The following is a 23,106-nucleotide window of genomic DNA, read 5'->3' on the forward strand; positions in this document are numbered from 1 at the left end:
CAGCCGTCCTGTCAGTCGTCCGCTTCGACGGTCAGGCGCACCCAGCGGCCGCAGATGGTTGCCGGATCGCCACTGCCGAAAGCCTGACCGGAGAACTGCTCGATCTCCGGTCGCCCAATGCCGGCACGCCGCAGTGCCTGCCGGGTCGCCCCGATAAGCGCCAATGGGTGGGCACTTCGGCTCGACACTTCAATCTTTGGGTAGCGGATCTCCGGATCACGCAGCTCACACATCTCAGACCCCCACCAACACAACGCCTCTAGCACCCGAGACGTTTCACGGACTACCCCACAAAAGTATGGGTATGCAATCCCGATACCGCACATGCGAAGGGTTTCGGCCGCGGAGCCGCGTCGAATTTGGCTAGAAGTCTGCCGGGGTGACCGGCCACGGTGCCGATGCGGCGGTGACGGTCAGACGTCGCCGCTGCGGCGGGAAACCACCAGCTCGTCACCCACCCGGCCGTGACGGCGGAAGCCCAGCAGATGGAACAGTTCCAGGGCGAACCAACGCGCCACTCGCCGGTTGACCACGAAGGTATGGGCCTGCGAAGGATGCCGGCGCACCCCGGGCAGCCAGTGCACCCATTTCTCGATCCCGAGACGCCGCAGACGTTCCGAAACCCGCAGCCAGCGCGCCTCGATCGCCCGCACGATGAAGAAACCGTCCTCCCCCTGGTCCTGATAGAGGGGCATCAAGATCAAACCGTCCTCCGGGCAGTGGATCGGCCCGTTGCGGTCCGCCGCCAGGCGCTGACCGACGGTGACCCGATCGAAACTGGCAAAGCCCGGCTCCATAGTGAATCGATCCGCCGGATCGACGGGGTGGCGGTAGCGCACCTCCGTAACGTGCGGCAAGTGGCTGGTACGTTCGCTCAACAGGGCGCGGGCACGCGCCACTTCGGGGTGGCCCGGTGGCAGCACGCCGCTGGTTTCCAGAGCGATCCAGACCGCCGCCTCGGCACCATCGACGGAAGCCGGATCGTCATGCTGCCCGCTTTCGAAGCCCACCGTCACCATGCCCCGCTCCAGCAGCATCGGCAACAGGGGACCGGACAACTCTTCTTCCAGTCCGAGGACCAGTGGCGCCGGAAACTCGAGGGCGAAGTCCCGGTTGGGCAGGGTGTCGTCGAGCACCGCGAAAGCCGTGCCGGGGCCGGACGTGGTGTGGAGATCCAGCACGTAGATCGGCCCGCGGGCCTCGGCGGTGACGCGTCGGATTTCGTCGTCCAACTCCAGCATCTCTTCGTCTTCGGCGTGCGGCTCGAAGACGCCGGCCCGTAGCTGCTCCAGCCGCTCCTCGCTCCATAGACGGTTGAGATCCTCGACCAAGAAGCGCTGGCCGGCGGCCAACGCCTTGCGGTTGCCCACCAGGGCAACGATCTCGCCGCGCAGCTCCGAGATACCCGCGAGTGCCGCCAACACCCGCCGCACGCCGAGGAAGCCGGCCGGTTCGTTGCCGTGGAGGGCGGCAATGCAGAGGAGGGTCGGGCCGGCCGCGGCGCCACGGCGACGGCCGACGACCCTCTCGACCCCGGGTAAAGGCGGAGCCTTGGGAAGCGTTGCTACCGGCATCGAATCACAATTGGTGTCTTCGGGCTTCGACCGCAACCCTGACCACCGAATGCGGCGGATTTCCAGTCGAACAAGACCCTAACCCTATCGTTATTCAGCCTCTTCGGGCAAGGCCTCGGCGCTCCCCCAAAGGCCCTTCGAAGGCCCGCCGTCGTGCACCCAGTCGCTTGCTTCGTTGACTCCGTAATGCGCCTCCCATATGCTCACAAAGTACTGATTCGTCATATACTTTAGGATGATCCGAAGACCGTTCCCAGTCGCCATAATGCCGCCTCGTGCCCCCCGGGCCGACGACGTCGCCGGTGCCGAGGTGGCCGAAGGATGCCCCGGGTGGGCGATCCTTTCGGTGCTCGCCGGTCACGTCCTTCCGCGGCCTTCCCGCAAGGTGCGCTGGCGCATGCGGTTGTTCGACCGGCTGGTCGTCCTCCAGCGGCGCCTGCAGCTGGCGCCGCGGCGGCCGGCGCCGACCCTGCTCGAACTCTCCAATCGAGGCCACACCGGCCACAGCGAGGCGGCCTGATGTCCACCCCTGACTCACCGGCACCCTTCCATCTTTCAGCAGGCCCACGGGATGGGGACCGACATTCCTTCTCCTGCCGCCTGCCGGCCGACCTCGCCTATTTCGAAGGGCACTTCCCGGGGCATCCGGTGCTGCCGGCGGTCGCTCAGCTCGAGCTGCTGCGCCAGGCGATGCACTCGATCGAGCCCGGCCTCGCCCTCCGCGCCGTCGACGGTCTCCGCCTCAGCCAGCCACTGGTTCCCGGCGACCGGGTCGAGTTGGAGGTGCAGGTGCCGGAGGACGACGAGGGGACCGCGTTCGTGGTGCGGCGGGACGGTTCCACGGTCACCCAAGGGCGGGTCCGCTGGAGCCGCCCGTGAAGCGACCGATCGATCCGGCGCATCTGCTGCCGCACCGGGCACCGGCGCGCCTGGTCGAGAAAATCCTCGAACACGGCCCGGACCGGGTGGTGTGCCGCGGCTCGATTCCCCCCACCAGTCCCTTCGTCGCGAACGGCCGGGCACCTTCCTTCCTCGGCCTCGAACTCGCCGCCCAGGGAGCGGTCGTGCTGACCGCCGGGATCGGCGATGGCGACGCGGGGGATGACAGCGCGCCGGCGATCGGCTATCTAGTGCGCATGCGCGGTGCCGCACTGTCACCGGAGGGCGTCCCGGCTGGCGCCCCCCTGATCGCGAAGATCGAGCGCACCGGCGGCGCCGGGCGCCTGGGAATTTTCTCCGTGCGGGTGACGGACGGCGACCGCACCGTCGCCGAAGGCAGTCTCAGTACCGTACGGGTGGACGACTGAGGAGGTCCCTCGCCGGCCGAGCCGGCGGCTATACTCTTGCCTTCCACTGAAGTCTTCCGGTCCTTTCAGAAGTTCTTTGTCGCGTTTTGCCGAAGGAGCCATCATGCGCCACTTTGTCGTTTTCTCGCTGCTGATTCTGATCGCCGCCGCCCCTTCCGGATTCGCGCTGGCCTGCGAGCACCACCACCCGCCGGCAGCGCCCGCCCGGACCGGTGAACCCCTGGCGACCCTGGCGGCGGACTGCGTGGGTGGCGAGGCGGACGGTTTCCCCTGCGACTCCGTCAACCTGCTCGCCCGCATGCCCCTGGCAGATCTCGGTGGCGGCACCGCCGGCAACGACGTCTGGGGCTGGACGGATCCCAACACCGGCACGGAGTACGCCTTGATGGGGATGCGCAACGGCACCGCCTTCGTCGATCTGTCGGACCCGACGAATCCGGTCTACCTCGGCCTGCTGCCGACTCACACCAGCAACAACTTCTGGCACGACATCAAGGTCGTCAACGACCACGCAGTGATCGTTTCCGAGGCCCCCGGCCACGGCCTGCAGGTGTTTCACCTCGGCATGCTGGCGAACGTCAGCGATCCACCGGTGACCTTCGGCGAAATGGCCCACCATGACGGTTTCGGCAGCGCCCACAACGTAGTGGTCAACGACGAGACGGACCTGGTGGTGGTGGTGGGCTCCAACCAGTGCTCCGGCGGTCTCTACATGCTCGACATGACCAACCCCCACACGCCGGTGTTCGAGGGCTGCTTCAGTGCCGACGGCTACACCCACGACGCCCAGTGCGCCGTCTACCAAGGGCCGGACACGACCTACCAGGGGCAAGAAATCTGCTTCGCCAGCAATGCCGACACCCTCACCATCGTGGACGTCACGGACCGCTCGAACCCGGTGCAGCTCTCGCGCACCACCTACGACGATCTGGGTTACGCCCACCAGGGCTGGTTGACCGAGGACCACGCCTACTTCCTGCTCGACGACGAGCTGGACGAGATCAACGCCGGCCACAACACCCAAACCTACATCTGGGAGCTGTCGGACTTGACCGCCCCACAGCTCATCGCGACGCACGTATCGGACCTGCCGGCGAGTGACCACAACCTCTACATCAAGGGGTCCTTCGCCTACCAGGCGAACTACCGCGCCGGCCTGCGCATTCTGAATCTGTCGAACATCGCCGCCGGCGAGTTGGAGGAAGTCGCCTACTTCGATACCGTTCCCGGCAGCAATGCCGCCGGCACCAACGGGAGTTGGAGTGTCTACCCGTTCTTCGCCAGTGGAACGGTGCTGGTGAGCAACGTCAACGAAGGACTGTTCATCCTGGAGCCGATCCTGTGCACGGCACCGGAGGCGCCGACCGGCAGCAGCATTGTGGCTGGCGGCGACAACGCCTTCGACCTTTCCTGGGACGCCGGGGACCTGGGAGAAGGGTTCTCGGTGGAACGCGCCCTCGGCGGCTGCGGTGGCACCTTCGAGACCGTTGCGGCGGGCCTCACCGGCACCTCCTTCCGGGATGAGCCGGTGTCCGGTCAGGTGACCTACGGCTACCGGCTGCGCCGGGCCGATCCCTCGGGGGAATGCCTATCCGACGCTACCGCTTGCGTCGAGGTGTCGACCACCGGTCCCTGCACCGCGCCACCGATCTTCGCCGGCGTCACCGGCGTGACCAATCGGGCAACGACGAGCTGCGCCCTGGACGTCGCCTGGGACCCCGCCGTCGCCAGTTGCGGCGCCGCGGTGTCCTACCGGGTCTACCGCGACACCGATCCGGCCTTCACGCCGGACGCCGGCAACCTGCTCGCCGCGGGCCTGGCCGGCACCTCCTACGGCGATTCGGCGGTGACCAGCGGGGTGGAGTACCACTACCAGGTGCGCGCCACGGACTCCGGCAGCACCAGCGAGGACGGCAACCACCGAGTGGCTTCGGCGACTCCCACCGGCAGCGACGCGGACGGCGATTTCGTCAACGGCGCCGAGGTGGGGGAAGACATCCTCGCCTCCGGCAGCGCCACCGCCCGGCACATCGGCTGGGAAGTGGAGGATTCGGTGGCCCGCTCCGGCGACCGCAGCTACTTCTCCACCTACACCAACAACCTGTGCGTGGCCATGGAGACGGACGCCATCACCCTAACGCCGGGCGAGGCCTCGGTGCTTTCCTTCTGGAGCCGCTACGACATCGAGGACCGCTACGACGGCGGAGTGCTCCAGCTGTCTTCGGACGACGGCGCATCCTGGGGCAACGTCACCGTCAGCCCGCCCTATCCGTCGACCTTCAATACCTCCAACGACGCCTGCGGCTTCAGCTCCGGCACGCCCTCGTTCTCGGGCACCCAGGCCGCCTGGACGGAACACAGCGCCGACCTCTCGGCCTTCGCCGGTCAGGCGATCAAAGTGCGCTGGATTTTCTCCACCGATGGCGGCCTGACGGTGGACGGCTGGTACATCGACGACATCACCCTCACCCACGCCCAGGTGCCCTCGATGTGCTCTTCGACGGACATCTTCGGAGACGGCTTCGAAAGCGGAACGACGGATCTCTGGTCGGCCAGTGCGGGGAATCCTTGAACTAGTGACCGAAGAAGTGAGCCGCAGTTGGAGATCACCGTTCATTCCTGAATATCGCCGATCAAGGTCGCGATCGGCGACTCCAGCAGATCGCGACCGAGGACCAAGGCCGAGGCGGCGGGCTTGGCGCCCTCGCGAGAGCCGCCGAGGATGGGGGTGAGACGCCTCCGCGGCCCGGCCGAGAGTGGCACTTCTTGGCGTCGAGGGGGCGGTCCCGCGGGCGGGCGCCTAGCCCCCCTTCGGCCAAAGGTCTCGGAAGCAGAACCACTGATAGGGCCGGTGTCGGACAGCCTCCTCGATCGCCGCCGCCAGGGTTTCCAAGGCCGGCCGGAGATCAGCCGAGCGGTCCTGGGTGCGCTGGATGTAGATCGGCTCCGAAGGAGCGACGCGGTACCTTCGGCGCCCTTCGCGGAACACGAACACCGGCATCAGCGGTACCTCCGCCGAGCGCGCCAGCGCCGCCGGTCCCACGGGCATGCGATAGGGGCGGCCGAAGAGGCGCATTTCGATGCTGCGGCCGGCGGCCCGCGGCCGATCCCCCTGCAGAGCCACCACCTCACCCTGGCGCAGGGCCTCCAGCAGGCGGATACCGAGGCGCGGATCGATGGTCGAGGCGAAGTGCGTGCGGTAGGCCGAGCCGGTGCGGCGCTCGATCGCCCGGCGTAGCGCCGCCTGGGTCTTGGCGTCCATCTCTTCCTCGCGCACCACGTGAACCACCACCCCGTCCTCCGAAGAGGGAACGGTCGAGCCCACCTCCCAACTGCCGATGTGCGCCGTGACCAGGATGAATCCGCGGTCCCGGGAGAGCAACTCGCGCCAGGTCTCGACCCCCTCCTGCTGCACCTCGAAGGGAACGTCCGTCTCCAACCGTTCCCAGCGCTCGGTCATGCACCAGGCGAGGTTGTGGACCGTTCGAAAGCTCCGCCGGGCGCCGCCGAATACGCCCACCGGTCCGAGCACCGGTTCCAGGTTGCGGACGATCGCCCGCCGCACCCCCCGCAGGCAGGTCCAGAAAAGCACCGCCATCACGGCGATCACCCAGCCCTTGACCCGCTCCGGCAGGGTGCGGGCGGCGAAGGCGTGGAGGCGAAACCAGAACACACCGGAAAAGCTGAACGGACCGAGCCAGCGGGCCATCCGGCCGGTGCGCGGTGCGTGCGGCGGCACTTCGTCCGGCGCCGGCTGGTCGACGGCGAAGGGCTCGAAGCTTGAAGAGCCCTCCGGATCCTCCCGGCGCAAGCGCTCCAGGGCCGGCAGCAGGATCAACGTCACCAGCAAACAGAGGGCCGTTCCCAGGGCCACCACCAAACCCCCGCCGCGCAGCGCGGGAATGCCCGACAGGGCGAGGCTGCCGAAGCCGATGACGGTGGTGAGGGTGGTCAGCGCCATCGCCCGGCCGGCGCCGAGCACCGAGCGATGGAGCGCGCCGGCGCCGTGCAAGGCGTGGAGACCGTCGTCTACCCCGATGCCCAGCAGCAGCGGCGCAACGAGCAGGGTGAATGGATCGAGGGGAAGCCCGAGGAGGCCGCAGGCGCCGAGGGTCCATAGAGTGCCCAGGGTCACCGGCAGCAGGGCGAGCACGGCCCGGCCGGGGCGTCCCGGGAAGGACACCAGCACCACCAGCGCCACCAGGGCGAGGGCGATCCCTCCGAGGCGCCGCAGGTCACCGGCCACCTGATCTTTGATCTCCGCCGCCAAGCGCGGCACCGAAGCCACCGCCGGCCGGGGCTCGATGCCGCGTAGGATCTCCGGCGGTGGACCGGCCGGCCAGCGCCCCACCGGTACTCCGAACGAGACCGCCACCCAGGCGCCCTCAGCGTCCTCCGCCAGCAGCCGGCCGAGCGCCGAGGGAGCGGCGCTCCAGTCGATCGGCGGCGGTCCGGCGCCGGCCGCCAGAGCGTCGAGCACCGCCAACGGCCGCTCGAAGGCCGAGAGTGCGAAGCCCTCGGCGGTCAGGGCCTGGCGCAGCGACCCAGCGGCCGCCGCGGCCGGTAGCCGCTGGCGCCGGCCGGGCACCTCGGCCAGCCAGTCCGCCGGCGAGGTGACGTCGGCGCCGATCGCCCGCAGCCGCCGCGTCACCTCCGCCGCTCGGCCAAGGGCCTCGGCGCGGTCCTGGCCGAAGACCACCACCGTCGAGCGGTCGAGGCCGAGATCGAAACCCGTAGCGAGGGCGCTCTCGGCGGACATCGCCGGGTGATCGGCCGGGCGCAGGGAGCGCAGATCGCCGTTGAACGAGAGATTCCGCACCCCGACGAGAGCGGCCGCGGTGAGCAGCAGTGCCACCACTAGAACCACCCTTCGCCGGCGGCGTCCCCAGGCGACGGCGATCTCCACGGCCCGGCCCAGGACTCGCCAAATCCACCCTTCGGTGCTCTTCGAATCCTCGCGCTCACCGGCCGTCAGAACCAGGATCGGAGCGCCGACGGCCAAGGTCGCGACGAGAATGGCGAGGATTCCCACCAGCACCAGAACGCCGAGTTCCCGAACCGGCCGGAAGTGGCCGAAGGACAGGACACCGAAGGCCAGGGCGGTGGTCACGGCGGAGGTGAGAATCGCCGGACCGGCATCGCGGCAAGCCGCGAAGAGGGACCCGCCAGCGGCTTTTCCGCCCAGCCGATATTGGCGGAATCGAGTCGCTCCGTGGATCCCGTAGTCGACTCCGAGGCCGAGCAGGATCGCCGCGAAGGCGACTCCCAGGGCGCTGACCGCGCCGTACAGCACGGCCGCCGCCGCGCCGGTCCACAACACCCCTGCGGCCACCGCCAGGAGGATCGCCAGGGGCGCCCGCAAACCGCGGAAGAAGAGCAGCAGCAGGAGAGCGATAGCGACGATGGAAAATCCGACGGTGCGGGTGAGGTCGCGCCGGAAGAGGCGCTCGTCCTGGGCGGCGTAGAGCGGCCCGCCGACGGCGGACAACCGCCATCTGCCGGGGATGGACTCCTGGACCGCCGCCAAGGCATTTGCCAGAGCCGCCTCCAAAGCCTTGCCGGTCTCGCTGTCGATATCGCTGCCGGCGGGGGTCACCAGCACCAGGGCGGCGGCGCCGTCGCGGGACAGAAAGCCTCCGGTTTCCGGGTCTATCGGCCCGCCGGCGGCGGAACCGGTGCCGCCCGCAAGGGTCTCAGCGAGACCCAGCGGATCGGCCGCCGCGAAGAGCGCCGCAAAGCGGCCCGCCGGTGAGCGCAGGCGGCGGCGCAGTTCCGCTACCCGATCGGCAATCGCCGGGGTGGCGAGGCGCTCTGCCACGGCCTCTTCCGGCGCCGCCAGCACCGCCCGCGGCAGCACCTCGTGGGTGAGGAAGGTGAGATCCTCGGGGCTGATGCCGGCCGTCGCCTCGGCCACCACCGCGTGGCTCTCGAGCTCCGCCGCCAACTGCTCGGCCACCTCGACGAGCAGGCCGGCGGGCGCACCCCCTTCCTCGGCGACTTCGTCGCCGCCTCGCCCGCCGGGCTCGGAGCCCGAGACTGCGGAGTCCGCCGCGGTGACCATCACGTAGACCGTTTCCAAGCCGCCGAAGCGCTCCAGATAGCTGCGGTATTCCTCCGCCGCGGGAGTGCCGGCCGGCAATAGGTCGACGAGCTGCCCCTCGATGCGCAATTGGCCGGCCACCCATAACGAGAGGAGGGACAAGACCAGCGCCGCGACGAGGGGCAGCAGCCAGGTGAAACGGCTGCGGAGCATCGGCGAACTGTATCCCAGGCGCGGCAGGGTGTGGCAAACTCGGCGACGACCCGCGAGGACGCTCATGGAAAGCCAGACTGCAACTCGGCCATCGAGTCCGCCCCGTCCACAGGTGGTGATTGTCGGCGGCGGTTTCGGCGGCATCGAGTGCGTCAAGAAGCTCGACGGCGCCGACGCCGACGTGCTGCTGGTGGACCGCAACAATTACCACCTGTTCACCCCGCTGCTATACCAGGTGGCGAGTTCGCTCTTGAACCCGTCGGACATTGCCTACCCGCTGCGCAAGTTGCTGCGCGGATCGCGCAACCTGCGTTTCCGGCGCTCGACGGTGACGGACATCGACCTCGACGGGAAATACCTGACGACCGCCGACGGGCACCGCATCGACTGGGACGTCCTGGTGCTGGCCGCCGGTAGCGAATCCAATTTCTTCGGCAACGGCGAGATCGCCGAGCGCTCCATCGGCCTCAAGAACCTGGACGAAGCCTTGCAGCTTCGGAACCACATCCTCAGTTGCCTCGACCAGGCCAGCCGAGCCACCGACCCGGAAGAGATTGCCGCCTGGCTCACCTTTGTGATCGTCGGCGGCGGACCGACCGGAGTGGAGTACGCCGGTGCGCTGGCGGAGTTGTTCCGGCTGGTGCTGCGCGCCGAGTACCCGGAGCTGATCGGACACAGCCCCCGAATCGTCCTGGTCGAAGCCATGGACCGGTTGCTGCCGCCCTTCGATCCGCGCCTCGGCGCCTATGCCGAAAAGGTGCTGACCCGACTCGGTGTCGAGGTGATGACCGGCGTGCGGGTGGAGGGCGCGACGGATTCCGAAGTGCGCTTGTCGGGAGTCGAACCGGCGGGCGAGGTAGAGATCGCCTCGCGCACTCTGGTGTGGGCCGCCGGCGTGCGCCCGACGGATCTCGCCGGCGAGGTGGAGGCGGAGAAGAGCCGCAGCCGGCGCCTGCGGGTGGACGAATTCTTGCGCCTCGACGGCCGCAACGACGTGTACGCCATTGGCGATCTCGCTTCCGTCGATCAGGACGGCCAGGAGCTGCCGATGCTCAGCCCGCCGGCGATGCAGGCCGGCCGCTATGTGGCCCGGCGGATCCTCGCCGGCCTCCGCCGGAAAGGCTCGAAGAAGCCCTTCCGCTACAAGGACAAGGGCACCATGGCGGTGATTGGTCGCAACGCCGCCGTCGCCGAGGTCGGCGCGCTGCGCCTCACCGGTTTCATCGGCTGGTTGGCCTGGCTCGGGCTACACCTCTACTACCTGGTGGGCTTCCGCAATCGCCTGGCGGTGATGATCTCCTGGGGGTTCAACTACCTGAAGGCGGACCGGCCGGTGCGGCTGATCACCCGCGCCAAGGCCGCCCCGTTGGCGGACGCCTAGCAGGTTGCTGAAAACGGACTTCGGCCGATCCTTGAAGCTCCCTGCTAACCGCCGGCTTCCTCCACCAAGAGGCGCCGCTGTTCGGCCAGGGCGGCGCGCTCGTCCGCCGGTAGTTCCGGGTAATTCAGATGCAACCGTCGCAGGGACTCGACGACGATCTTCGCCACCTGCAGGCGCATATAGCGCTTATCGTCCGCCGGAATCGCATACCACGGCGCATGCGGGCGCGAAGTGGCGTTCAGGGCATCCTCGTAGGCTTCCATATAGCGGTCCCAGAAACCGCGCTCCCGCACGTCGCCGGCGGAGAACTTCCAGTTCTTCCGGCGCTCGTCGATGCGCGCCAGGAAGCGCTGCCGCTGCTCTTCCTTGGAGACATTGAGCCAGAACTTCAGGATCTTGGTGCCGTTGCGGGCCAGATGCTCTTCGAACTGGCGGATGGACTGGTAGCGCTCGGACCAGCGCTGGTCCATCGACATCAGCCGCGGCAAGCGCTGGGGCCCGAGGTATTCCGGATGCACCCGCACCACCAACACCTCTTCGTAGTGGCTGCGGTTGAAGACGCCGATGCGGCCGCGTTCCGGTAGCCGGCGGGAAATCCGCCACAGAAAGTCGTGGTCGAGTTCTTCGGCCGACGGTTGCTTGAAATTGGAAACCTGGAAGCCCGCCGGATTGACGCCGGTGAGTACAGCTCGAATGGTGCCGTCTTTGCCGGCCGCGTCCATCGCCTGAAACACCAGCAGCAGAGCGTAGCGGTCGTCGGCGTAGAGCTTTCGCTGAAGCTTTGCGAGCTGGTCTACCTGCTCCGCCAGGAGAGCCTTCGCCTGCTTGCGAGCCAAGGGTCCGGAAGGAGGCTGGGTGGGCAGTTCCGTGCGTCGAAAGGACCCGTCGAAGGGCACGAGGTACGGGCTATCTACGGGTTCGATCATCGATGTTTCTCCCCTTGGGAAGCTCGCAAGAGCTTACGTGCGCATGATTCGTCGTTCTGCTATCCTAGTTTAGTGTTGGGGACCTTCTCAGGGGCCAGGTCTCGTTAGTTTTCTGAACATTCCGCATCTGCGCAGTCTGCTCGAAGCGTCGAACTGCGTCCAGTCTTTTCGTTTGCAGGAGGAACCATGAAAAATTGTCGCGCAACCATGTTTTTGGGTTTGCTCTGTATCGTCGGCATCGCTCTGGCCGGGCCGGCGCTGGCGACGCAGGGCGGTGACCTGCCGCAACTCACCAGCTATCCGGCCGATCCCTTCACCCCCACCGAAGAACAGGCCGTGACCACCTGGATGCTCGCTCAACCGGCGGTCAAGGCCCTGCTCGGCGACGACCGCACCCGAATCCTGCGGGGCGGTTCGGACTACCCCAAGGGCCCCGATGGCCCCTTCCGCCGGGCCACCCTGATCATCCGCAACTACGACCAGGGACTGACCCATGAAGTGACCGCCAACCTCGCCACCGGTGAAATCTCGACCCGCAACGACTACGGTCTGATCCAGCCCAACCGCGCCGAGCGGGAAGAAGCGATCGCCTTGATCGAGCAGGACGAGAGCCTCGCCGTCTACCGGAACAACCCGAAGCTGGTTTTGAATGGTGCGTTCTTCTTGCGCAGTCCGCACAAGCAGGATCCCTGCAGCCGCAACATCTGCCTGATCTTCCACTTCGTCGACACCAGCGGCACCCACAGCCGCTCGGCGCGCCGGGTGCTCGTTGACCTGACCCGAGGCGAGGTGGTTCCCAACCGCTTCGACTACGGTTCGATCTGGGACACCCAGTACGTCAAGAACTTCAACGCGGAGGGCAAGTGACCATGAAAGCCAAGACGATTCTTTCCGCCGTGGCGTTGGTCGCGACCCTCGGAGTCTTCGCGGCAGCCCCGGCCCAGGCGGGCGGCTGCGCCAATGCCGTGAGCTGGCCGTCGGACGTGCCGCTGTGGGAGTTCTGCTATCGCTCTCCCAACCAGAGTCAGCCTTCGGGTAACGGCTCCGGCCTCGAAATCTACGACGTGAAGTGGAAGGGCACCACCATCCTGAAGCAGGCCCACATTCCCATCCTGAACGTGCGCTACGACGGCACCTGCTTCAGCGACCCCTGCTACCGCGACTGGTTCGACGAGAACCAACGATTCGAATGCGCCCCGGGGTCCGGCGGCGAGTGCACCGGCGCCACCACGCCGGCGAGCACCGTGTGTGACCATCCGGGCAGTGACGCCGGCAGCTTCACCGGTGTCGCCGTCGAGGACTTCGGCACCAGCCTCAAGCTGACCGCCCAGACCTCCGCCGGCTGGTATCGCTACATTCCGACCTGGGAGTTCTTCGCCGACGGCACCATCCAGGCGCGCACCAGTTTCACCGCCGTAGATCACCCCTGTGAGCAGGAGGACCACAACCACCACGCCTACTGGCGCTTCGACTTCGACATCGGCGATTCAGCGGACAACTGGGTCGATAAGGTGGTCGGCGGCGTCGGCACTCGGGTCACCACCGAGACCGAGTGGATCGACACCAGCCCCGCCCGCTCCCAGTGGTTGGTCGGCAGCAACAGCTCTCCGTACATGGTCGAGGTCACCCGCAACGCCGGGGACCAGGCCGCCGGCGATCCGCCGATCGTTCCCAACGATTTTCCGATGGCGGACGGCTGGCTACTCGCCTACAAGAGCAACGAGTTGACGGACTTCACAGGCTTCTCCACGGACCCCGCCGTTTGCCGCGCAAATTTGGCGAACTTCACCAACGGCGAAAACGTCAACGGCACGGACATCGTTCTGTGGGTCCACGCCGGCAGCTTCCACGAGTCGCAGCCGGGCGGCAACAACATGCGCTGCACCGATGCCGGGCCGACCCTGCGGGTGATCGAGGGCTTCGAGGACGGCTTCGAGACCGGCGACACCATCCGGTGGTCGTCGGAAACGCCGTAACGCGCTTCCAGCGCGATCACAAACGCCCGAGCGCCGGACGGCCTCGGGCGTTTTCCTTTGGCCGACTACCTGCGCATCGGCTGGAGGCGACCGTAGCTCATCGACCGCCACAGCCATTCGGCCGGTCCGAAGCGGAAGCGCGCCAACCACCAGTTCGACACCAGGAGCTGGAAAATCCACACCGCGATCACCACCGCCGCCTGCCCGGTCCGCTCCACCGAACCGAACCACCCCAACCCGTGGCCATAGTGGAGCAGCGTGCAGAGGATCGACTGCCCAAGATAGTTGGTGAAGGCCATCTGCCCGGCCGCGGCGAGAGACTTCTGAAGGAACATTCTGCCGGCGGCGCTGGCGCCCACCACCCAGCCGACGTAGCCGGCGGCGATCAGCAGACTCCCGAGGTAGTTGGGAAAGGAGCCGATGAAATAGGACCATCGCCAATCCCATCCGTGCTCGAAGTGCAACACCACCCCAACGGCCACGATCGGAATGCCCAAGCCCAGGCCACCCGCGGTGAGGTTGCGGTAGAAGCGCCGGGAGCGCTCGCCTGAGAGAATGCCCAGCTTGAAGGCGGCCATGCCCAAGAGCATCAGTCCTCCGGCCCGCCACAAGGTCCACAACAGGAAGGCCGGCCCTTGGAAGAACCGAGCCAGTTCCTTGCGATACTCCATCTGCTGCCACCAAGAGCCGCGATAGGCGGCGATTTCATCGGCGAGGAGCTGAGCATCCGGTTGCCAATCGGCATCGGTCTCCGCCACCGCCGCCGCCGGCCAATCGGGAATCGAAACAGCACCGAGAGTGGAGAACAACATCGGCACACACAGCACAGCGACTGCGGTCACCACCAGCGATCGCGGTGACCAGTTCCGGCAGGAGAAGACCACCACACCGCACACCGCATAGGTCACCAAGATGTCGCCACCCCAAATGCCGTAGGCATGGATCATCCCGATCACCAGCAGCCCGCCCATCCGCCGCAGATGCAGGTACCACCCACTGGTTCCTCGCGCCTTCATGCGGCCCGCCATCAGGGCAATGCCGGCCCCGAAAAGCAGCGAAAAGATGGTCATGAACTTTTGGTCCGCCAGCACGTGGCTCACCAGCCAGACAACGAGGTTCGCACCGCTCAGGTCGCCGTAGGCGGTGGGGTTCACGTAGGCGGCATTGGGCATGGCGAAGCTCTGGATATTCATCACCAAGATGCCCAACACCGCGAAACCGCGCAGGACGTCCAGAGTGACGATCCGCTGCGCTTTGGTTACCGGCCGAGCGGCCGCCGGCGTGGGAGTAGGTTCGCCGGCCTCGGACTCCAACGACTGATCAGATTCGGTCATCATGGCGGTGAGTTTAGCCCTTCTTTCCCGATGCAGGCGCATCGGGCCTCGCAATAGGAGGCTGGTGCGAAGGAAGGGCTGGGGAAATACCGGTAGGTGAACCTCCGCGCCCTTCGATCTGGTAGGGTCCCGGCGAGGAAATCCCGCCGATGAACAGCTCTTTCCGCTCCCTCTACTCCCATGGATTCGCCCGGGTGGCGGTCGGAATTCCACGCGTCAAGGTAGGCACTCCCGCCTTCAACGGTGACGAAACTCTCACCCTGGCCCGGCAGGCCTCGGAGCAGCGGGCGGCCGTGGTGCTGTTCCCGGAACTCGGCCTGACGGCCTACACCTGCGACGACCTGTTTCATCAGGACGCCCTGCTCGACGCCAGCGAGCAGGCCCTCGACCGGCTGTGCGAAGCGAGCCGCGACCTCATGCCGCTGTTGCTGGTGGGCTTGCCGATGCGCCATGAGGACCGCCTGTTCAACTGCGCCGTCGCGATCTATCGCGGCGACATCCTCGGAGTGGTGCCGAAGAGCTTCTTGCCCAACTATCGGGAGTTTTACGAAAAGCGTCATTTCGCTTCGGCACGACAGGCCATCGGCCCGTCGTGCCGGCTCCTCGGCCGGGAGGTACCCTTCGGCACAGACCTGATCTTCGAGGCGACGGGCATCCGCAACCTGGTGATCCACACGGAGATCTGCGAAGACCTCTGGGTACCCATTCCGCCGTCGACCTACGCCGCCCTGGCCGGCGCCACGGTGCTGACCAATCTCTCCGCCAGCAACGTCACCATCGGCAAGGCGGACTTCCGCCGTGCGCTCTGCGCCGCGCAGTCCGGTCGTTGTGCGGCGGCCTATCTGTTCGCCGCCGCCGGACCCGGCGAGTCCACTACCGACATGGCCTGGGACGGCCAGGCCTTGATTTACGAGAACGCCGAGTTGCTGGCCGAAGCCGAACGATTCCCGCGGGACGGCGATCTGCTGGTGGCCGACATCGACCTCGAACGGCTGCGTCAGGAACGCCTTCGGCTCACCAGCTTCGGCGACTCGATCGGCGATTTGCGGCAGCGTCTGGCGACCTTCCGGCGCATTCCCTTCGATCTCGCCCCACCGGAGCTGGACGGACCGGAGGACGCCTTGCCGCTCAAGCGGGAGGTCGATCGCTTCCCCTACGTTCCCTCCGACCGGACGCTGCGGGACGAGCGCTGCTACGAAGCCTACGAAATCCAGATCCACGGCTTGATGAAGCGCCTCGAAGCCACCGGTATTGACAAGGTGGTGGTCGGTATCTCCGGCGGCCTGGATTCCACCCAAGCCCTGCTGGTGGCGATCAAGACTTTCGATCGCCTCGGCCTGCCGCGCGCGAACATCCTGGCCTACACCCTGCCGGGCTTCGCCACCAGCGAACGAACGCTGGAAAGCGCTCGCGCCTTGATGAAGGTCTTCGGCGTCAGCGCCGAAGAGATCGACATCCGCCCGTCGGCCCGGCAGATGCTGGAGGATCTCGAGCACCCCTTCGCCGACGGCGAACCGATCCACGACGTCACCTTCGAGAACGTACAGGCCGGGGAGCGTACCTCGCACCTCTTCCGGCTGGCGAACTTCCACGGCGCCCTGGTCCTCGGCACCGGCGATCTCTCGGAACTCGCCCTCGGCTGGACAACCTACGGCGTGGGCGACCAGATGTCGCACTACAACGTCAACACCTCTGTGCCCAAGACCCTGATCCAGCATCTGATCCGCTGGGAGATCCAAAGCGGCCGCTTCGAAGGCGAGGCATCGGAAGTCCTGCAGTCCATCCTGGACACGGAGATCTCGCCGGAACTCATTCCCGGCAACGGCGACGAAGCCGACCCGGACGGTCCGGCACAACGCACGGAAGAGGTGATCGGCCCCTACGAACTGCAGGACTTCCACCTCTATTTCGTCACCCGCTACGGCTTCCGGCCATCGAAGGTGGCCTTCCTCGCCCACCACGCCTGGGGCGATCGCAAACGCGGTCCGTGGCCCGAGACGTTGCCCGAAGACCGCCGCAACGAGTATGACCTCGCCACCATCAAGAAGTGGCTGGGGGTCTTCCTCTACCGCTTTTTCAAGCTCTCCCAGTTCAAGCGGTCGGCCAGCCCCAACGGCCCCAAGGTCGGATCCGGCGGCTCCCTTTCGCCGCGTGGCGACTGGCGGGCGCCGAGCGACGGCGAGGCCGAAGTCTGGCTCGACGAGCTGGCCAGCGTTCCCGACGCTAGGCCGAAGGCCTAGTTCAGCAACCTGCTAACCTACCGGTTGCCGGAGCGGCCGAATCCCGAAGGTCCGGCGGCCGGCGAAGCGATAGGTCTCGAAGTCCGCGTGATCGACGGTGAACACCGTCGACAGGCCCGCTCGCTCGGCCAGGCGCACCAAGGTGGCATCGGCGAAGTCCATCGGCCGGTCCGCATAGCGCACCATCAAGTCCTCGAGAGGTCGCAAATCCTCGCCGGCCATCGGCTCCAGCACCAGCGCACCGGTGGTCAGCAGGCGCCAGACGGCGGCCTGGCCGGGCTCCGAGTCGCCCAGCAGGTGAAACAGCTCGCAGAGCACCGCCGAGGTCGTCGCCAGCGGCAACGGAAGCTCCTCGAAAGCTGTCACACAGGCACGGTGCCATCGATCGTCCGCATCCAGCAGGGCCAGCAGAGCGCCGGTATCGGCCAGCGCCTTGGGACGCATTTCGCCGCGGCCGAGCCCGCCCTCCGCCGGTGACCTAGGAACCATGATTTTGCCGCAGGCGCTCGCGCACCCGCTCGCGCACCCGGCTGGAGCGATCTGGATCTCCGCCCCGCAGCACGCCGAAGCAAGCCCGCGCCTCCCGGCGCATGCGTTCTTCGACCGCGGCGCCTTCGCCGGAGCGTCCGGCAAGCCAGCGAGTGACGATTCCTTCGAGCAGATGGGACATGCTGGTTTCCTCCTCCCGGGCGGCGGCTTCCAGCTCGGCCTTGAGGCGAGCGTCGAGGCGCCAACTGTAGACTTCCGACTTCTTCATGCACTTCAGTGTAGTGCATTTTACCTTTGCAATCAATCCTCGTCCTCCTTCCGCACCGTTTCAGGGTGTTTCATCCCCGTGCTCGGGGGGGATCGATAGGGGAGACGCGGAAGGCGGCGAGGATCGCTCGTCGGGAGCTAGCAGGTTGCTGAAAAAGGCCTTCGGCCTAGTCTTTCAGCTGCCCTGCTAGCGATTCTCTCGAAGGGACCGAATGCGGCGCGCCAGGGGAACCGCGAGAAGGAGACCGAGGACCCCGGCGAGGACGACCATCGCGAGCCCTGGCGGCTGCGGTAGGCCCAGGGCCTTGGCGACGGCGAGAGCGACGAGGCGCACCCCGAGGAGCACCGTCACCGCCGAGACGACGGCCAGCGCGGCGTTTCCCCAGGGGCCATTGATGCCCTCGGACCCGAGAGCCGCGCGATCGTTGACCGCCAGAAGCAAGAAGACCGTCACGATCGGCAACAGAACGCCGTTGAGGGCCTGCGCCAGAAGGATCACCGGCACCGGCTGGAGGCCGGTCAGGCCCACCATCAAGCCGGCTGCGAGCACTCCCGCCCATACGGCTCGAAACCGCAACCTCCGGGGATTCCAGAGGTCGCCATCTTTGCGGCGTGCGAGCCCCCGGGCGGTGATCGCCGCTGCCAGGGGTGCGGTGACGGCGGACGACAACCCGGCACCGAGCAACCCGAGGTAAAACAACCGGCGAGCCCCTGCGCCGAGGCGTTCACCCAACACTGCGCCGATGGCGGCGAAGGAGAACTCGCCGGTCACGGCGGCGCCGGTGACCATGACCGCCAGGGAGATCAAACCGCCGAGGCCGATCGCCACGGCGAGACCAAAGCGCATTTCTGCCAGGCTCTGACCACGGGCCAGGCTCGATCCGAGAAACAGGTTGTAGGGCACCACCGTCGTGCCGACCAGGCCCAACACGAGCAAGCCCGCTCCCGCCGGCAGATCCGGCACCAGGGCACCCCGCGCCACCTCTCCCCAGGGCGGCGCCAGCCGCCAGGCCGCGATCGCGAAGGCGACACCCATCAGCGCCACCAGGGCGCTCAAGGCCCGGGCCACCGCGCGCGGCGAACCGAGGAAGAGCAAACAGGCGGCCGCCACCGCCAAGGCGACCAGCCACGGCACCGTCCCTCCGGAGGCATCGCCCCGGACGAAGGCCAGATCCGCGCCGGCTACCGCGCCGAGGAGATTCCCCGCCTGGTAGGCGGCACAGCCGAGAATCACCGCGCCGGCCACCAGTACCGCCATCCAACGGCCGCCGGCCCACCGCCCAAGGGCGGCGGCCAGATCTTCCCCGGAATGGAGAGCCAAACGGCCGCTCGCCTCCTGCAGGACGAAGGTCGTCAGGGTCGAGAACACCAATGCCCAGAGCAGGGCATAGCGGTGCGCAGCGCCAGCGGAAGCGGCGGCGGTGACGGTGCCGGGACCGATGAAGGCGGCGGCGATGGCGGACCACAACAGGACCGAGAGTAGACGTTTCATTCGTTCTCCCCTCCCCAGCCTCCTCCGCCGGGGGTTTCGAGCACCAGGCGATCGCCGGGCATCACGGACCGTCCGGCGATGCCCGGCAGGTCCTCGCCGCTGCCGTCGGCCCGCCGGAGCCGCTGCCGGCCCGGGCTGCCGGGCCCTCCGCCGGCGGCGCCGGCGGGTCCCTCGGATCGGCGTTGGGAGAGCAGCGAGAGTTCTACCGGCTGCAAGAAAGTCATCTCGCGCACGATCCCGTCGCCGCCCCGAAAGCGGCCGGCACCACCGGAGCCACGCCGGACCGCGAAACGCTCCAGGCGCACCGGATAGCGGTGTTCGAGGATTTCCGGATCGGTGATCCGGGTGTTGGTCATGTGGCTGTGTACCGCATCGGCACCGGCAAAGCCCGGCCCGGCACCGGCACCTCCGCCGACGGTCTCGTAGTAACCAAAGCGCTCGTTGCCGAACAGCACATTGTTCATCGTCCCCTGGCTGCCGGCGGCCAAGCTCAGGGCCTCGATCAAGGTGTCCACCACCCGCTGGCTGGTTTCGACATTGCCGCCGACCACCGCCGGTGCCGCCAACGGGTCCGCCGGGAACGGCGGATTGAGCATGCCCTCGGGAACGATCAACCGTACCGGCTTCATCAGCCCTTCGTTGAGCGGCAGCGGCTCGTCCACCAGCAGTCGCAGAACGTAGAGCACGGCGCTCTGCACCACCGCCGGCGGCGCGTTGAGGTTACCCCGGTGGACCGGCCCGGTGCCGGTGAAGTCGATCCGAGCCCGACCCCCTTCGAGGTCGACGGCCACTCGGATCGGCGCTCCGTCGTCGAGGCGGTGGAGCGCTTCGTAGCGGCCCGCCGGTCGGCTCGCCAGGGCGCGCTCCACCAGCGTTCCCGAGCGCGACGCCAGCGCCGTCATCGCCGCCCGGATCACCGGGTTTCCGTGGATCGCGGCCAGTCCGGCGAGCACCGCCGCACCGCGCCCATTGGCCGCCAGGGCGGCGTGGAGATCGGCGACGTTCTCGGTGTAGGAACGGGTGGGAAACGGCCCTGAGGTCATGCGACGGCGCAGTTCCGGCCAGCGGGAGATGCCGTCGCGCACCAGGGCAAAGGGTTCGAGGACCACACCCTCCTCGGCGAGGCAACGGGCGTCCGGCGGCATCGAACCGGGCCGCGACCCGCCGATCTCCGCATGGTGCGCCCGATTCGCCACGAAGCCGATCCGCTCGTCGGCGGCGAACACCGGACTCACCACCGTCACATCCGGCAGGTGGGAGCCTCCCCAAGCCGGATGATTGGTGACGATGGCGTCCCCCGGCCGGAGTCCGTCGTCCGCAAAGCCCCCCGCCATCAGCTTGCGCACGCATAAGCCCAGGGCCCCCAGATGCACCGGAATATGCGGCGCGTTGGCCACCAGGCGACCGTCCGCGTCGAGCACCGCGCAGGAGAAGTCCAGGCGTTCCCGGATATTGGTCGAGACCGCCGTCCGCTGAAGCATCTCGCCCATTTCCCGGGCGATGGCCTCGAAGCGGTGGGTGAAGAGTTCCAACTCGACGGGACCGATCATCGCTCCGCCTCCGGTCGCTCCAAAACCAACGCGCCGGACTCGTGCAGGTGCCCCCGCCAGCCGTCTTCGATCATCGTGGTGCTGTGGGCCTCGGCGACCACCAGCGGTCCGGCGAGGTCCACTCCGGCCACCAAGGCTGTCCGTTCGACCACCGGAACAGTACCCAGAGCGCCCACCAGATCCCGCCGGTGGGAAGCACCCGCGGCGCGCGGTACGCTCCGTACCCCCGGCAGCGAGCGATCCTCACCCACCACCGCCGCGGCCATCAGCGAGACCACCTCCAGCTCCCCTTCCGGCCGGTAGCCGAAGCGCCCTTCATAGGCCGCCGCGAACCCCTCCTTCAGCACTTCCTCGACCGTGACCGCCGGCGGACTCGCGATGGCCAACGACGACTCCTGACCGACGAGCCGGAGTTCCGCTTCGCGGCGATGAATCCGCGGACTCGCCGCCGACTCGCCGACCGTCACCTCCCGGCGCGCCTCGTCTTCGAGGGCGGCGAGCAGGGCCGGGAGTTCCCCACCGCACCGGGTCAGCGGCGCCAGCACCTGTCGCCGGGCGATGCGCTCGATCGCCGCCGCCCCCAAGCCCCGGGCGCTCAGCAGGCCGGCATCCGCCGGAATCACCACCGTGCGGATGCCGAGCTTCACCGCCAGGGAACAGGCGTGCAGCCCACCGGCGCCGCCAAAGGCCACCATTGCGTAGTCCGCCGGATCCTTCCCTTCGCGAACGGAAATCCGGCGAATCGCTTCGGCCATGCGCTCATTGGCGATGGCCAGCATTCCGGCGAGCAGGCGTTCCGGAGGAGGTACCTCGCCCAGCGCTTCTCGCACCTGATTCTCGACGGACCGGAACGCTTCAAGGGCCGCGGGCGGATCGATCGGGATGCCGAAGCGCGCCGCATCGAGGCGACCGAGGAGCAAGTGGACATCGGTCAGGGTGAGCGGTCCCCCGGCGCCGTAGCAGGCCGGCCCGGGCATCGCCCCGGCGCTCTCCGGCCCCACCCCCAGGGCTACCCCATCGAAGTGGCAAATCGAGCCGCCACCGGCGGCGACGCTCTCGATCGCCAGGGCCGGCGCCAGCAGCCGCGCCGTGCCCACCCGGTGTTCGAACCGCAAGTCGAACTCGCCGTCCCAGCGGGCCACGTCGCTGCTGGTTCCGCCCATATCGAAGGCGATGATCCGCTCGCAGCCCGCCGCCCGCCCAGCAGCAGCGGCCCCCACCACGCCACCGGCCGGACCGGACAGCAGGCTGTCCTTGGGATGAAACCTGTTGCGACCCATCAGGTGGCCGGCACTGGTCATGATGCGGAGCGAGCCTCCGGCAGGCGCCAGGGCCTCCTCCACTCCGTCCAGATAGGAATCGATCACCGGCGACAGGTAGGCATTGACCACCGCCGTTTCGGTGCGCGCCTGATAGCCGATCATCGGCGCCAGCTCGGCGGAGGCTGAAATCGGCAATCCCGCAGAAGACAGGAGTTCGACCGCCCGGCGCTCGTGATCCGGATAGCGATCCGAGTGCAGCAACGAAATCGCAACCGCCTCGAATCCCTGCCCGGCCAGGGTAGACGCCAGCTCTCGGAGGCGGTCGTCCGGTAGCGGACGCAAGGCTTCCCCGGCGGCCACCCCTCCCTCGTCGTCCCGTCGCAGAGCCATCCGCTCGTCGATCTCGAAAACTCGAGAATAGAGCGGCGCCGGGCGGTCGATCGCGAGGGCGAAGAGGTCCGGCCGGCGCTGGTCGCCGATCACCAGCAAATCGGCGAAACCACGCGTCACCAGGAGCGCCGTGCGGGCGCCGCGGCGTTCGAGCAGAGCGTTTGTGCCGCGGGTGGTGGCGAGGCGCAGGGCGATCGGTGGCAGCGGCTGCCGCGCGGCCGTTCCGGTGACCCAGCGCGCCGCCAGAATCGGCGCCTCCTCCGGCGAGCGCAGGCTGATCGGCACCCCTTTTCGCCAGGAGGTGGGTGCCGGCGACGCCAGTTCGATTCGTTGCAGATCGGACTCGCCGGCGACGCTCCGGTGACCGGTGACCGCAATCTCATCGGCGCCGCCTTCGGCAGCCGGCGAGGCGCCGGCGAGGAGTGCGAGAGTGCAGTTATCGAACAGACCCTGCGGCGCCCCGGCGAGACCGCCCAGGTGAAGCGTTCGGTCGCCCACGCGACCTTCGATCCGGCCGCGGAGGGTGCTCGAACTGAGCACCTTGGCGCGCCGCCAGCGGCCGTCCGGCGCGCGGGCCAGGCAGTCCGTAAAGGTCCCGCCGGTGTCGATCCACAGACGCCACCGGGCCACCGGCTCCGAAGTCCGATTCACTGCGCAAGGACTCC

At 67.8% G+C, this 23,106-nt stretch carries 19 protein-coding genes; 8 read left to right on the forward strand and 11 right to left on the reverse strand.

The window, feature by feature from the left end; translation table 11 throughout:
• Window positions 1-11: 11 nt before the first annotated feature.
• Both AAF481_01265 and AAF481_01270 read right to left on the reverse strand, forming a co-directional pair.
• Complete coding sequence (locus tag AAF481_01265) at window positions 12-233, reverse strand: hypothetical protein (protein MEM7479775.1); 222 nt, start codon at window positions 231-233, stop codon at window positions 12-14.
• Window positions 234-413: 180 nt separating this feature from the next.
• A complete protein-coding gene (locus AAF481_01270; GenBank protein ID MEM7479776.1) occupies window positions 414-1,574 on the reverse strand; it encodes a succinylglutamate desuccinylase/aspartoacylase family protein in 1,161 nt (386 codons plus the stop codon).
• Window positions 1,575-1,839: 265 nt separating this feature from the next.
• Here AAF481_01270 and AAF481_01275 point away from each other — a divergent pair, with 265 nt between their 5' ends.
• The 4 genes from AAF481_01275 (at window position 1,840) to AAF481_01290 (ending at window position 5,453) form a co-directional block, all read left to right on the forward strand.
• Window positions 1,840-2,094 carry a hypothetical protein gene (locus tag AAF481_01275; protein ID MEM7479777.1) on the forward strand — a complete coding sequence of 85 codons (255 nt, stop codon included), beginning with the start codon at window positions 1,840-1,842 and terminating at the stop codon, window positions 2,092-2,094.
• Window positions 2,094-2,453, forward strand: coding sequence for a hypothetical protein (locus AAF481_01280; GenBank protein ID MEM7479778.1), 360 nt, complete (start codon window positions 2,094-2,096; stop codon window positions 2,451-2,453). Before AAF481_01275 ends, AAF481_01280 begins: the two co-directional genes overlap by 1 nt.
• The gene (locus AAF481_01285) at window positions 2,450-2,881 is read left to right on the forward strand and encodes a hypothetical protein (protein ID MEM7479779.1); all 432 of its coding nucleotides are present in this window, start codon (window positions 2,450-2,452) and stop codon (window positions 2,879-2,881) included. The genes AAF481_01280 and AAF481_01285 overlap by 4 nt, the downstream gene beginning before the upstream one ends.
• 103 nt (window positions 2,882-2,984) lie before the next feature.
• Window positions 2,985-5,453 (forward strand): choice-of-anchor B family protein, encoded by a 2,469-nt coding sequence (locus tag AAF481_01290; GenBank protein MEM7479780.1) that lies wholly within the window; start codon window positions 2,985-2,987, stop codon window positions 5,451-5,453.
• A 41-nt stretch (window positions 5,454-5,494) separates the two neighbouring features.
• Here AAF481_01290 and AAF481_01295 read toward each other — a convergent pair whose 3' ends face one another.
• Entirely contained in the window at window positions 5,495-5,644 is a 150-nt protein-coding gene (locus tag AAF481_01295) for a hypothetical protein (GenBank protein ID MEM7479781.1), read from the reverse strand.
• A 37-nt stretch (window positions 5,645-5,681) separates the two neighbouring features.
• Window positions 5,682-9,200, reverse strand: coding sequence for an MMPL family transporter (locus AAF481_01300; protein MEM7479782.1), 3,519 nt, complete (start codon window positions 9,198-9,200; stop codon window positions 5,682-5,684).
• On the opposite strand from AAF481_01300, the gene AAF481_01305 reads away from it, so the two are divergent.
• Entirely contained in the window at window positions 9,199-10,515 is a 1,317-nt protein-coding gene (locus AAF481_01305; protein MEM7479783.1) for an NAD(P)/FAD-dependent oxidoreductase, read from the forward strand. The genes AAF481_01300 and AAF481_01305 overlap by 2 nt on opposite strands.
• Before the next feature lie 44 nt (window positions 10,516-10,559).
• On the opposite strand, the gene AAF481_01310 is transcribed toward AAF481_01305, so the two are convergent.
• Window positions 10,560-11,441, reverse strand: coding sequence for a polyphosphate kinase 2 family protein (locus AAF481_01310; protein MEM7479784.1), 882 nt, complete (start codon window positions 11,439-11,441; stop codon window positions 10,560-10,562).
• Window positions 11,442-11,627: 186 nt separating this feature from the next.
• Here AAF481_01310 and AAF481_01315 point away from each other — a divergent pair, with 186 nt between their 5' ends.
• Together AAF481_01315 and AAF481_01320 are read left to right on the forward strand one after the other, a co-directional pair.
• A complete protein-coding gene (locus AAF481_01315; protein MEM7479785.1) occupies window positions 11,628-12,308 on the forward strand; it encodes a hypothetical protein in 681 nt (226 codons plus the stop codon).
• Window positions 12,309-12,310: 2 nt separating this feature from the next.
• Window positions 12,311-13,417, forward strand: coding sequence for a hypothetical protein (locus AAF481_01320; protein ID MEM7479786.1), 1,107 nt, complete (start codon window positions 12,311-12,313; stop codon window positions 13,415-13,417).
• Window positions 13,418-13,482: 65 nt separating this feature from the next.
• Here AAF481_01320 and AAF481_01325 read toward each other — a convergent pair whose 3' ends face one another.
• Window positions 13,483-14,754 (reverse strand): DUF418 domain-containing protein, encoded by a 1,272-nt coding sequence (locus tag AAF481_01325; protein ID MEM7479787.1) that lies wholly within the window; start codon window positions 14,752-14,754, stop codon window positions 13,483-13,485.
• A gap of 146 nt (window positions 14,755-14,900) precedes the next feature.
• Here AAF481_01325 and AAF481_01330 point away from each other — a divergent pair, with 146 nt between their 5' ends.
• The gene (locus AAF481_01330; protein ID MEM7479788.1) at window positions 14,901-16,991 is read left to right on the forward strand and encodes an NAD(+) synthase; all 2,091 of its coding nucleotides are present in this window, start codon (window positions 14,901-14,903) and stop codon (window positions 16,989-16,991) included.
• A 12-nt stretch (window positions 16,992-17,003) separates the two neighbouring features.
• On the opposite strand, the gene AAF481_01335 is transcribed toward AAF481_01330, so the two are convergent.
• From AAF481_01335 to AAF481_01355, 5 genes are all read right to left on the reverse strand, one after another.
• On the reverse strand, window positions 17,004-17,480 hold the full coding sequence (locus AAF481_01335) for a PIN domain-containing protein (GenBank protein ID MEM7479789.1): 477 nt from the start codon (window positions 17,478-17,480) through the stop codon (window positions 17,004-17,006).
• Window positions 17,470-17,748: a hypothetical protein gene (locus AAF481_01340; protein MEM7479790.1), complete on the reverse strand. Its 279-nt coding sequence runs from the start codon at window positions 17,746-17,748 to the stop codon at window positions 17,470-17,472. Before AAF481_01340 ends, AAF481_01335 begins: the two co-directional genes overlap by 11 nt.
• A gap of 186 nt (window positions 17,749-17,934) precedes the next feature.
• On the reverse strand, window positions 17,935-19,239 hold the full coding sequence (locus tag AAF481_01345) for a divalent metal cation transporter (GenBank protein MEM7479791.1): 1,305 nt from the start codon (window positions 19,237-19,239) through the stop codon (window positions 17,935-17,937).
• A complete protein-coding gene (locus AAF481_01350; GenBank protein ID MEM7479792.1) occupies window positions 19,236-20,789 on the reverse strand; it encodes a hydantoinase B/oxoprolinase family protein in 1,554 nt (517 codons plus the stop codon). The genes AAF481_01345 and AAF481_01350 overlap by 4 nt, the downstream gene beginning before the upstream one ends.
• Window positions 20,786-23,092 carry a hydantoinase/oxoprolinase family protein gene (locus tag AAF481_01355; protein MEM7479793.1) on the reverse strand — a complete coding sequence of 769 codons (2,307 nt, stop codon included), beginning with the start codon at window positions 23,090-23,092 and terminating at the stop codon, window positions 20,786-20,788. The genes AAF481_01350 and AAF481_01355 overlap by 4 nt, the downstream gene beginning before the upstream one ends.
• Between the last annotated feature and the right edge of the window lie 14 nt (window positions 23,093-23,106).

The organism is Acidobacteriota bacterium, assembly GCA_039030395.1.
Classification (GTDB): Bacteria; Acidobacteriota; Thermoanaerobaculia; order Multivoradales; family JBCCEF01; genus JBCCEF01.

Excerpts from the sequence above, each read along its gene's own strand:
- AAF481_01290 (MEM7479780.1), top strand. The coding sequence starts at position 2,985 with ATGCGCCACTTTGTCGTTTTCTCGCTGCTGATTCTGATCGCCGCCGCC.
- AAF481_01275 (MEM7479777.1), top strand. The coding sequence starts at position 1,840 with ATGCCGCCTCGTGCCCCCCGGGCCGACGACGTCGCCGGTGCCGAGGTG.
- AAF481_01300 (MEM7479782.1), bottom strand. The coding sequence starts at position 9,200 with ATGAGCGTCCTCGCGGGTCGTCGCCGAGTTTGCCACACCCTGCCGCGC.
- AAF481_01320 (MEM7479786.1), top strand. The coding sequence starts at position 12,311 with ATGAAAGCCAAGACGATTCTTTCCGCCGTGGCGTTGGTCGCGACCCTC.
- AAF481_01280 (MEM7479778.1), top strand. The coding sequence starts at position 2,094 with ATGTCCACCCCTGACTCACCGGCACCCTTCCATCTTTCAGCAGGCCCA.
- AAF481_01325 (MEM7479787.1), bottom strand. The coding sequence starts at position 14,754 with ATGATGACCGAATCTGATCAGTCGTTGGAGTCCGAGGCCGGCGAACCT.
- AAF481_01345 (MEM7479791.1), bottom strand. The coding sequence starts at position 19,239 with ATGAAACGTCTACTCTCGGTCCTGTTGTGGTCCGCCATCGCCGCCGCC.
- AAF481_01330 (MEM7479788.1), top strand. The coding sequence starts at position 14,901 with ATGAACAGCTCTTTCCGCTCCCTCTACTCCCATGGATTCGCCCGGGTG.
- AAF481_01335 (MEM7479789.1), bottom strand. The coding sequence starts at position 17,480 with ATGGTTCCTAGGTCACCGGCGGAGGGCGGGCTCGGCCGCGGCGAAATG.
- AAF481_01315 (MEM7479785.1), top strand. The coding sequence starts at position 11,628 with ATGAAAAATTGTCGCGCAACCATGTTTTTGGGTTTGCTCTGTATCGTC.
- AAF481_01340 (MEM7479790.1), bottom strand. The coding sequence starts at position 17,748 with ATGAAGAAGTCGGAAGTCTACAGTTGGCGCCTCGACGCTCGCCTCAAG.
- AAF481_01305 (MEM7479783.1), top strand. The coding sequence starts at position 9,199 with ATGGAAAGCCAGACTGCAACTCGGCCATCGAGTCCGCCCCGTCCACAG.
- AAF481_01270 (MEM7479776.1), bottom strand. The coding sequence starts at position 1,574 with ATGCCGGTAGCAACGCTTCCCAAGGCTCCGCCTTTACCCGGGGTCGAG.
- AAF481_01350 (MEM7479792.1), bottom strand. The coding sequence starts at position 20,789 with ATGATCGGTCCCGTCGAGTTGGAACTCTTCACCCACCGCTTCGAGGCC.
- AAF481_01310 (MEM7479784.1), bottom strand. The coding sequence starts at position 11,441 with ATGATCGAACCCGTAGATAGCCCGTACCTCGTGCCCTTCGACGGGTCC.
- AAF481_01265 (MEM7479775.1), bottom strand. The coding sequence starts at position 233 with ATGTGTGAGCTGCGTGATCCGGAGATCCGCTACCCAAAGATTGAAGTG.